8 protein-coding genes are annotated in these 10149 nt (G+C 69.1%); 5 read left to right on the top strand and 3 right to left on the bottom strand.

Features of this window, described 5'->3' with window-relative positions; all coding sequences use genetic code 11:
- Positions 1-1766, bottom strand: a 1766-nt coding sequence (locus ACFV4K_RS31950) for a thiamine pyrophosphate-requiring protein (RefSeq protein WP_379279946.1), incomplete at its 3' end; no start/stop codon positions are given.
- 153 nt (positions 1767-1919) lie between these two features.
- On the opposite strand from ACFV4K_RS31950, the gene ACFV4K_RS31945 reads away from it, so the two are divergent.
- On the top strand, positions 1920-4814 hold the full coding sequence (locus tag ACFV4K_RS31945; RefSeq protein WP_379279945.1) for an FAD-binding and (Fe-S)-binding domain-containing protein: 2895 nt from the start codon (positions 1920-1922) through the stop codon (positions 4812-4814).
- Complete coding sequence (locus tag ACFV4K_RS31940; protein ID WP_379279943.1) at positions 4811-5896, top strand: enolase C-terminal domain-like protein; 1086 nt, start codon at positions 4811-4813, stop codon at positions 5894-5896. Before ACFV4K_RS31945 ends, ACFV4K_RS31940 begins: the two co-directional genes overlap by 4 nt.
- Here the strand turns inward: ACFV4K_RS31940 and ACFV4K_RS31935 are convergent.
- A complete protein-coding gene (locus ACFV4K_RS31935) occupies positions 5893-6873 on the bottom strand; it encodes an SDR family oxidoreductase (RefSeq protein WP_379279942.1) in 981 nt (326 codons plus the stop codon). The two genes, ACFV4K_RS31940 and ACFV4K_RS31935, sit on opposite strands and share 4 nt — an antisense overlap.
- A gap of 98 nt (positions 6874-6971) precedes the next feature.
- On the opposite strand from ACFV4K_RS31935, the gene ACFV4K_RS31930 reads away from it, so the two are divergent.
- Positions 6972-7640 (top strand): PAS and ANTAR domain-containing protein, encoded by a 669-nt coding sequence (locus tag ACFV4K_RS31930; RefSeq protein WP_379279940.1) that lies wholly within the window; start codon positions 6972-6974, stop codon positions 7638-7640.
- Positions 7641-7667: 27 nt separating this feature from the next.
- On the opposite strand, the gene ACFV4K_RS31925 is transcribed toward ACFV4K_RS31930, so the two are convergent.
- Positions 7668-8996, bottom strand: a complete 1329-nt coding sequence (locus tag ACFV4K_RS31925) for a cryptochrome/photolyase family protein (protein ID WP_379279939.1) — start codon at positions 8994-8996, stop codon at positions 7668-7670.
- A gap of 129 nt (positions 8997-9125) precedes the next feature.
- Between ACFV4K_RS31925 and ACFV4K_RS31920 the strand changes: the two genes are divergently transcribed.
- Both ACFV4K_RS31920 and ACFV4K_RS31915 read left to right on the top strand, forming a co-directional pair.
- The gene (locus tag ACFV4K_RS31920; protein ID WP_379279937.1) at positions 9126-9749 is read left to right on the top strand and encodes a carbonic anhydrase; all 624 of its coding nucleotides are present in this window, start codon (positions 9126-9128) and stop codon (positions 9747-9749) included.
- Positions 9750-9927: 178 nt separating this feature from the next.
- Positions 9928-10149 (top strand): hypothetical protein (locus ACFV4K_RS31915; RefSeq protein WP_379279936.1); only part of this gene is annotated, 222 nt, incomplete at its 3' end.

Below are 10149 nucleotides of genomic sequence, written 5' to 3'. Positions count from 1 at the left end.
GCTTTGGTCTTGGCGCCCTGGACGATGAGGTGCCAGCCGCCGGGGTCGCCGTGGAGGATGGCTTCCGCGGTGGCCTTCATCTGCTCCCAGGTGGCGTGCGGCGGGATGGGCGGGACTTCGGGGTCGGTGCGGACGTCCAGCAGCACCGGCCGATCCGCGGACAGGGCGGCGTCCCAGGCCGGGCCGACATCCTCGGGGCGGTCGACCGCGACGGCGAGCAGCCCCATACAGCGGGCGATGTCGGCGTAGGAGATATCCGGAAGTGTCTGCGACTCTTCAAATTTCGGCTCGCCGCCCATGGCGCGCAGTTCCCAGGTGACCTGGTTGAGGTCGTTGTTGTGGAAGACGCACACGATCAGCCGCGGATCCTCCCAGCGATCCTGATACCGCTGGACGGTCATCAGCTCGGCGAGACCGTTCATCTGCATCGCGCCATCCCCGACCAGGGCGATGACCGGGCGGTCTGGGTGGGCGAACTTGGCGCCGATCGCGTACGGCACCCCGGGTCCCATGGTCGCCAGCGTGCCGGACAGCGATCCGCGGATGCCGCCGCGGAAGCGCAGACAGCGCGCGTACCAGTTGGCCGCCGAACCCGAATCGGAGGTGAGGATGGCGTTCTCGGGGAGGCGCTGGGACAGCTCCCAGGCCACCCGCATGGGGTTGACCGGCTCCGCGTCCAGCATCGACTGGTTCTCGATGGTCTGCCACCAGCGGGCCACGCTCTCCTGGATGTCGATCGCCCAGGCCCGGTCCGGGTTGGGCGTGAGCATCGGGATCAGCTCGGACAGTGTCGCTTTCGCGTCGCCGACCAGGTTGACCTCGGTCGGGTAGCGCATACCGATCATGGTGCCGTCGATGTCGATCTGGACGGCGCGGGCCTGCCCGAAATCCGGAAGGAACTGGGTGTAGGGGAAATTCGAGCCCACGATGAGCAGCGTGTCGCAGTCGCGCATCAATTCGTAGCTGGGCCGGGTGCCGAGCAGGCCGATCGATCCGGTCACGAACGGCAGCTCGTCGGAGAGCACGTCCTTGCCCAGCAGCGCCTTGGCGACTCCGGCGCCGGTCAGCTCGGCGATGCGGGTGAGCTCGGCGGCACAGCCACGCGCGCCCTGTCCGGCCAGGATCGCGACTCGCGTTCCCGCATCGAGGATTTCGGCCGCGCGCTCGATCTCCGCGCGCGGCGGCGTCACAGTCGGCGCCGCCAGGGCGCCCGGGGAGCTGGACGGCACCTGTTTGAATTCGTGTTCGGGCGCTTCGTATTTCTCCTCCTGCAGATCGGAGGGAAGGATCACCGCGGTCGGGGCGCGCCGAGTGAGCGCGGTGCGGAAGGCGCGGTCCAGCGCGTTGGGCAGCTGGCTCGACACGTTCACCTCGACCAGATAGTCCGAGGCGACGTCCTTGAACAGGCTCTGCAGATCAACTTCCTGCTGGTAGCTGCCACCCATCGCGCTGCGCGCGGTCTGGCCGACGATCGCCACCACGGGCACATGGTCGAGTTTCGCGTCGTACAGGCCGTTCAGCAGATGGATCGCGCCGGGACCCGAGGTCGCCGTGCACACCCCCACCTTGCCGCTGAACTTCGCGTACCCGGTCGCCTGGAAGGCGGCCATCTCCTCGTGCCGGGCCTGGATGAAGGCCGGGTCTCCGTCGGCGCGGCCGAAAGCCGCGATGAGGCCGTTGATCCCGTCGCCGGGATAGCCGAAGACCTGCTCGACACCCCATTCTCGCAGTCGCTGCACGACATGATCACTCACTTGCCGGGTCATGGCGTCTCCTGTCCCTGTGCCGGATCTCCGCGAACAGCGCCCGAGTACCCGCGCACCCGTGCCCCAATCAGCACGTGATCACGCCGGCGAAGCGGGTATTCGCACGACAGGAGTACGAAGACCGCACGTGACCACCGAACTGGAGGCGCGCCGATGACGGCCGGATCCGATCACCAGCAACGAGCCCGACAACGCAGCCGACTGCCCCTGGACGCCGTCGCTGCCGATCTACGGCGGGTCGTCACCGGGGAGGTGCGCTTCGATCCGGGATCGCGGGCGACGTACTCCACCGACGCGTCCAACTACCGGGCGCTGCCGCTGGGCGTGGTCGTGCCCCGTACTCCCGAGGATGCCGAGGCCGCGCTGGCGGTGTGCCGCGACCACGATATGCCCGTTTTGTCCCGGGGCGGCGGCACCAGTCTGGCGGGTCAATGCTGCAATGCCGCGGTCGTGCTGGACTGGAGCAAGTACTGCCACCGGGTCACGAGTCTCGACGCGGCGGCGCGCACGGTCGTGGTCGAGCCGGGCATCGCCCTGGACGCCCTCAACGCCGAACTGCGGCCCCACGAACTCATGGTCGGGCCGAAGCCGGCGACCCATGTCAGCTGCACCATCGGCGGGATGATCGGCAACAACTCGTGCGGTTCCACCGCGCAGGCCTACGGCAAGATGGCCGATTCGGTGCGCCGGCTGGAAGTGCTCACCTATGACGGCACCCGCATGTGGGTCGGCCCCGGGATGAGCGGACTCACCGACCCGCTGCGAAACGGATTGCGGGATCTGGCCGAACGCCATGCCGACGACATCCGCCGCGCGTATCCGCACATACCCCGGCGGGTTTCGGGCTACAACCTCGACGCGCTGCTGCCGGAGAACGGTCCCGACGCGGCCACCCTGCTGGTGGGCAGCGAGAGCACCCTGGTGACCGTGCTGCGCGCCGAACTGGAGCTGGTCCCCGTCCCCGCCGCGAAAGCGCTCGTAGTGCTGGGCTTCCCCGATGTGTTCGCCGCCGCCGACGCCGTGCCCGAGGTGCTCGAGCATCACCCGGCCGCGTTGGAGGGCCTGGACGGACGGCTCGTCCGGCTCGAGCACAGCCGACACCTCGCCGAACAGGCGATCCGGCAGCTGCCCGACGGAAACGCCTGGCTGATGGCGCAATTCGACGGCGACAGCTCCGACGAGGCCGACAGCGCGGCCGAGCGGATGATCCGCGCCGTCGCCCACCACACCGGCGCGACCGCCACTATGGTCGACGAACCCGAGCGTGAGGCCGAGCTGTGGGCGGCGCGCGAGGCCGGGCTCGGCGCCACCGCATATCCACCCGGTGGCCGTGAGACGTACGAGGGCTGGGAGGACGCCGCGGTGCCGCCCGAGCGGCTCGGCGACTATCTCCGCGACTTCGAGCGCCTGCTGAAGGTGTTCGACTACGAATCCAGCTCGCTCTACGGACATTTCGGCCAGGGCTGCGTACACACCCGCATCCCGTTCGATCTGCGCACCGCCGACGGCATCGCCCACTATCGCGAATTCGTCACGCGCAGCGCGCATCTGGTCGTCGACTACGGCGGTTCGCTGTCGGGTGAGCACGGTGACGGGCAGTCACGCGCGGAACTGCTGCGAATCATGTTCGGTGACACCGTGGTCGACGCGTTCGGCGAGCTGAAGCGCCTGTTCGATCCGGGCAATCGCATGAACCCGGGAAAGATCGTCCAGCCGCGACCACTGGACGGCGATCTGCGCCAAGGCGTGAACTATCGACCGTGGGAACCCGCCACGCACTTCGCGTTCCCCGACGATGGATTCCGATTCAGTCATGCTGCCAACCGCTGTGTCGGCGTCGGCAAATGCCGTGGTGAGAGCGGTGGCGTGATGTGCCCGAGTTACCGGGTCACCCGCGAGGAGGAGCATTCGACCCGGGGCCGGGCCCGCCTGCTGTTCGAGATGCTCGAGGGCGACGTCATCACCGAGGGCTGGCGTTCCACCGACGTGCGTGATGCCCTCGATCTGTGCCTGGCCTGCAAGGGATGTCGCAGCGACTGCCCGGTCGACGTGGACATGTCGACCTACAAGGCGGAGTTCCTGTCCCATCACTACCACCGCCGGGTGCGGCCGATGGCGCATTACTCGATGGGATGGATCCCACTGTGGGCCCGGCTCGCCACCCCCGTCGCACCGGTCGTCAACGCACTGACCCACGCGCCCGGACTGCGCCGCCTCATCGCGCGCGCGGGCGGCGTGGATCCGCGACGGCAGCTCCCCCGCTTCGCCCGCGCCCGATTCACCGATACCTTCACCGGCACCGACGGTCTCGCCGCAGCGCCCCACGGCCGGGTATTGCTGTGGCCGGACACGTTCACCAACAACTTCGAACCGAGCATCGCGTGGGCCGCGGCGGAAGTGCTCACCGCGGCGGGATTTCACGTCGAGATCCCGGCCCGCACCGTGTGCTGCGGTCTGACCTGGATATCCACCGGCCAGCTGCCGACCGCCCGCCGCATCCTGAAACGCACCCTGCGCATGCTGGAACCCGTACTGCGCGAAGGTATTCCGGTGGTCGTGCTGGAGCCCAGCTGCGCGGCGGTCTTCCGTTCGGACCTTCCCGAGCTGCTGCACGGCGACGAGGACGCCCACCGGCTGGCCGGGCAGACACGCACCCTGGCCGAACTGCTCGCCGAACGCGCCCCCGAGTGGTCGCCGCCGCGGATCGGTGGGTCCGCCGTGGTGCAGCCGCACTGCCATCACCATGCGATCCTGCACTTCGACCGAGATCGGAAGCTGCTCGCCGCCACCGGTGCGGACATCGATGTCCTGGATGCCGGATGTTGCGGTCTCGCGGGCAATTTCGGTTTCGAACGCGGGCACTACGAAGTATCCGTCGCCTGCGCCGAGGACGCCTTGCTCCCCGCATTGCGGGAATGCTCACCCGAGACGGTCGTCGTGGCGGACGGATTCAGTTGCCGCACGCAGATCCGCGATCTCCTGCCCGAGGCGCGGCCGCGGCATGCGGCCGAGTTGCTCGCGGCCGTGATCCGAGGTGAATCCCGGTGACCACCCCGCCCATCGACGACGTCACCGTCGAGACGTTCCGATTCCCGACCCCGCAGACCGAGGCGGACGGCACCCTCTCCTGGGACGCGACCACCGCGGTCGTCGTCTCGATCCGGGCCGGGCGGGAATGCGGACTGGGCTGGACCTACAGTTCGCCCGCGGCGGCGACGGTCATCGAGCACGAGCTGGCGGCGTTGCTGTCCGGCACCACACCCGGCCACGTCACCGAGACCTGGCGGCGGCTGCGGCGCGCGTGCCGCAATATGGGCACGCCCGGAGTCGTGGGACACGCGCTCAGCGCCGTGGACATCGCCCTGTGGGACCTCGTGGGCCGCCTGCTGCGGGTGCCCCTCGACACGCTGTTCTGCTCCGCAGGCAGCGCCACCCCTGTCTACGGTTCGGGCGGCTTCGTCAATCTCACCGATGAGCAGCTCGCCGAGCAGGTGGACAGCTGGCAGGCCGCGGGTTGCACGGCCGTGAAGATCAAAATCGGGGTGGACGCCGAGCGCGATCTCGAGCGCATCGCCCTGGTACGCGGCCTCGTCGGAAGCCGGATCGACATCATGGTCGACGCGAACGGCGCCTACACGCCGGGCGAGGCCCGCCGGGTCGGCGCCGAACTCGACCGGCTGGGCGTCGTCTGGTTCGAGGAACCCGTCACCAGCGACGACCTGCCGGGGCTGCGCGCGGTCCGCGATACCGTCCGCTGCGACGTCACCGCGGGCGAGTACGTCTACAGCGGGTACGAGGCCGAACGCCTGATCGACGTCGTCGACTGCCTGCAGCTCGATATCACCCGTTGCGGCGGCTACACCGGATTCCTGCGCGCCGCCGCCATCGCCGCCGCCGAGCACCGTGACGTCTCGGCACATTGCGCACCCGCCCTGCACGCGGGCATCGCCGCGGCGGTACCGAGGCTGCGGCACATCGAATGGTTCGTTGATCACGCCCGGCTGGAACCGCTGCTCGTGACCGGAGCGCCGGAGGTCGTGGCGGGGCGCATCGCGACACGCGGCGCGGAGGCCGACCCCTACGGGCACGGCATGCGGCTGTCGGAACGTGCTGCGCCGTATCGGATCTAGACACTGCCGGATCGACCGATCGACAGCATTTTCCGCATCAGCCACGTCTGCGGGCTGCGCGGGTGGGCGCGTTCGTCGAATTCGCCGTGCGCGCCATAGTCGCGGCCACCGGCCCGGTCCACCGGGGCCCACAGATTGTCCGCCCGGTCCGGGGCCGGTGTATCGGTCTGCTGGCTGTCGAATCCGGTTCGGGCCAGATATCGGTCCAGCACCGTCGGAGCCAGCCGCTGGGCGACGAGCGTGCCCACGGTGCTCGCGCCGACCCAATACTGCTTGTGCCGTGGATGTCCGGCCGCGAAGGCAATGGCCCGCGCGACCACTTCCGGTTGATAGATCGGGGGAACCGGCTGCGGGGTCCGCGGCAGCCGCGACCGCACCCACGAGAACTGCGGCGTGTTCACCGCGGGCGCCTGCACGATGGTGATGTGCACATTGCTGTGCTCGTGCATCAGTTCCACGCGGACGGCCTCGACGACGCCGTTCACCGCGTGCTTGGCTCCGCAGTACGCCGACTGCAGCGGAATCGACCGCTCCCCCAACGCCGATCCGACCTGCACGATCACGCCCCGATCCCGCGGCCGCATGCGTGCCAGCGCCGCCCGTATCCCGTGCACCGACCCCACATACGTCACGTCGGTGACCCGCTGGAACTCCCGCGGATCGATCTCGCAGAACGGCGCGAACACCGAGGTGAACGCCGAATTCACCCACACGTCGATGGGACCCATTTCCGCCTCGATCCGGGTCGCCGCGGCATCCACCGCGGCGTAGTCGGCGACGTCGACCGGGATCGCGAGCGCCCGCCCGCCCGCGGTGCGCACGTCCGCGGCGGCGGCCTCGAGACCGGCCTGCCCACGCGCCAGCAACGCGACCGACGCTCCTCGCGCGGCGAACCGGCGCGCGGTGGCCCGCCCGATTCCCGCACTGGCTCCGGTGACGACGACGACCTTCGGTTCCTTGTTCGTATGCGGCTTCATATCCGCCGGGTACCACCCCGCGTCACCCACAACCACGCCGCGCGGTCGGCTCCGGCGACCTCGTCCAGGACGAAGGCGACAAGGCGGATAATGCAGTCATGGAATCTTCGGCCGAATTGCCCGCGGAATCGCTGGTCTGGGCCGCGGGTGCGTATCCGGGGCCGCGGACGGGCAGCTTCCGATTCTGGTTCGCCACACAGCGCTGGGAGTGGTCCGCCGAGCTGTACCGCATGCACGGCTACACCCCCGGCGAGATCGAGCCCACCACCGAACTCCTTCTCGCCCACAAACATCCCGATGATCGCGGCAAGGTCGCCGAGGCGATCACCCGCTCGGTCTCACTGGGCGAGCCGTTCTCGAGCCGGCACCGGTTCATCGACACCCGCGGGAACGAACACCATGTCATGGTGGTCGCCGACCGCATTCTCGACCAGGGTCGCGCGGTCGGCACCGCGGGGTTCTACATCGATCTGGCCGGCACCCTGATCAGCGCCCAGCGGGAGGCGCTCGAAGAACGGATGCCCGAGATGGTGGAGGCGCGGGCCGTGATCGAGCAGGCCAAGGGCGTGCTGATGCGCATGTACCGCATCAATGACGAGCAGGCCTTCAAACTCCTGGTGTGGCGGTCCCAGGAGACCAACACCAGACTCCGCTCCTTGGCCGAACAACTCCTGCGCGAACTGCCCAATATCCCGCCCGCGCGGCCCGGCACCGTGTCGGCGTTCGACCACATCCTGCTGACCGTGCACGAACGCATCCACGAGTGAGCCCACGACCTCAGGGTCGAATCGCGTTCACATCCCGTTGAATTCGACGATCGGCGGCGGATAGTCGGCGGCCAGGACGCCCGCCCGCCACGGGCGTTGGATCTCGGCGCCGGGCAGCTGGGCGAGTTCGGGGAGCCAGCGGCGGACGTAGTCGCCCTCGGGGTCGAAGCGGTCGGCTTGGCGGAGGGGGTTGAGGACACGGCTGGAGCGGGTGTCGGTGCCGGTTCCGGCCATCCACTGCCAGTTCAGCCGGTTGTTGGCGACGTCGCCGTCGACCAGCCAGCGTTCGAAGTGCTCGGCGCCGATGCGCCAGTCCACGCGGAGGGTTTTGACCAGGAAGCTGGCGGCGATCAATCGGGCCCGGCCCGGCATCCAGCCCTCGGCGAGCAATTGCCGCATGCCCGCGTCGACCATGGGGTAACCGGTCTGTCCGGCCTGCCAGGCCGCTACCCCGCGCGGATCGGACCGCCAGGGCTCGGCTGACACCGTCTTGTAGTCGGCCACGGCGACGCGGGGTTCGTCGGCCAGGACCTGATGGTAGAAGTCGCGCCAGGCGAGCTGGCGGAGGAAGGCGAGGGCGCCCGGGTCGGCGGCGGGGGTGCGGGTCACGATCTCGGTGACGGACAGGCAACCGAAATGCAGGTAGGGCGACAGTCGCGAGGTGCCGTCGGCGGCGGGGACGTCCTTCTCCTCCTCGTAGCGGCGGACCGGGCCGGACAACCACTGCTCGAGCAGTTTTCGACCAGTGGTCTCACCACCGACCGCCAGCTGCGGCGACCCGGGTCCCGCGTCGAGATCGGCCGCGCCGGGGATCGCCTCGCTCTCCACCTCCGGCACGGTCACGGTGACCGGCGGCGGCACCGTGCGACGCAGCGGCGTCTCCAGCCAACGGTTGAAGTACGGCGTGAAGATCGCGTAATGCCCGCGCCCGGTATCCGGCCGGATCGCACCGGGATCCACGGCGGTGATCGAGCGGCCGTGCACACGCAGCTCACAGCCGGCCGACGAAAGCTGTTCCCGCAGCGCGTCCTCCCGCTTCCGGCTGTACGGGGTGCCGTCCGCCGCGAGGTGCACCGTCCGCGCCCCGACCTCGCGTGCGGCCCGCACGACCTCGTCGACCACCCGTCCGCGCCGCACCACCAGCCGCCCTCCCAGCGCGCCCAGCTCGTCGTCGAGCTCGCTCAGCGCCGAGCACAGGAAGCGCAGCCGGTTCGCCGCGTCCCCGACCCGGGCCAGCAGATCGGTGTCCAGAACGAACAAGGGAACCACCGACTTGTCCTCGCGGCACGCGGCCGCCAGCGCCGGATTGTCGTGGATCCGCAGATCCCTGGTGAACAACACGATCGACGTCGTCATGCCCGCGCCCCGCCTCCTGATCGATGGTTGCCTGATCGAAGCGACAGTACGGTCCGGCGGCCCGGCTCGCCCGCCCCGCAACGCAGGGCCGGTCGACGCGGGTCATGATCAGCGTGCAGAATCGGACATATGCCTCACTCAAATCCGATCAGCGCCTGGAAATCGCTCCGCGACGGCAACGACCGCTTCGTGTCCGGCAGTCAGGTCCACCCCGCCCAGGGCGCCGGCCACCGCGAAGAACTGGTCGCGGGCCAGCACCCCACCGCCATCCTGTTCGGCTGTGGTGACTCCCGGGTGGCCGCCGAGATCATTTTCGACCAGGGCCTCGGCGACATGTTCGTCGTCCGGACCGCGGGCCACGTCATCGACTCCTCGGTGCTGGGTTCCATCGAGTACGGCGTACAGGTCCTGAACGTGCCGCTGATCGTGGTGCTCGGCCACGACAGCTGCGGCGCGGTCAAGGCCACCCTGGACGCCCTGGACGGCGGCGCGGTGCCCGGCGGGTTCATCCGCAGCCTCGTCGAGCGCGTCACCCCGTCGATCCTGCTCGGCAGGCGCGAGGGTCTGAGCACCGTCGACGAGCTCGAGGCCCGCCACGTCGCCGAGACCGCGCGCGTTCTCATGGAGCGCTCGCAGATCATCTCGCGGGCCGTCGACGCGGGCCGGCTGGCCATCGCCGGCGTCACCTACCAGCTCAGCGACGGCCGCGCCCACCTCAACCAGGTCATCGGCAATATCGGCGAACAGCCCTGAGTTCGGTCATGCGGAAATCGACAATTCCGCATTGAAATACCAACGGGTCCTGAGGCTTTCGCCGTGGTCACCGCGATAAAAGGGCGGCGCTGTTCCGAATCCAATTTCGGGATAGGCGCCGCCTTTTTCTGCGTACACTCTCCCGCGATAGCCGACACCTATACAGCAGGGCTCACCAATGACAAAGCTCGACTGGACCACCACCGTGACGACCGGCCCCGGCGGCATCCGCACCGAGGAAGCCGGAACCCTCGACGGTGAGATCACCCTCCGCACCTTCTGGTCCGACACCGACAACCTCGCACTGGTCACGGTGCAACACAATGAAATCCGCGAGTGGTACACGGTGGCGGGCAGCCCCGTCCCCGCCGACTCGAAGGAACTCGCCGAGGCCGTCCAC

The sequence above is a fragment of the Nocardia sp. NPDC059764 genome (assembly GCF_042732555.1).
Lineage (GTDB): Bacteria > Actinomycetota > Actinomycetes > Mycobacteriales > Mycobacteriaceae > Nocardia.
The sequence above is the reverse complement of the archived record's forward strand: the minus strand, read 5'-3'. Positions and strand labels throughout refer to the sequence as shown.

Excerpts from the sequence above, each read along its gene's own strand:
- ACFV4K_RS31945 (WP_379279945.1), top strand. The coding sequence starts at position 1,920 with ATGACGGCCGGATCCGATCACCAGCAACGAGCCCGACAACGCAGCCGA.
- ACFV4K_RS31935 (WP_379279942.1), bottom strand. The coding sequence starts at position 6,873 with ATGAAGCCGCATACGAACAAGGAACCGAAGGTCGTCGTCGTCACCGGA.
- ACFV4K_RS31930 (WP_379279940.1), top strand. The coding sequence starts at position 6,972 with ATGGAATCTTCGGCCGAATTGCCCGCGGAATCGCTGGTCTGGGCCGCG.
- ACFV4K_RS31925 (WP_379279939.1), bottom strand. The coding sequence starts at position 8,996 with ATGACGACGTCGATCGTGTTGTTCACCAGGGATCTGCGGATCCACGAC.
- ACFV4K_RS31920 (WP_379279937.1), top strand. The coding sequence starts at position 9,126 with ATGCCTCACTCAAATCCGATCAGCGCCTGGAAATCGCTCCGCGACGGC.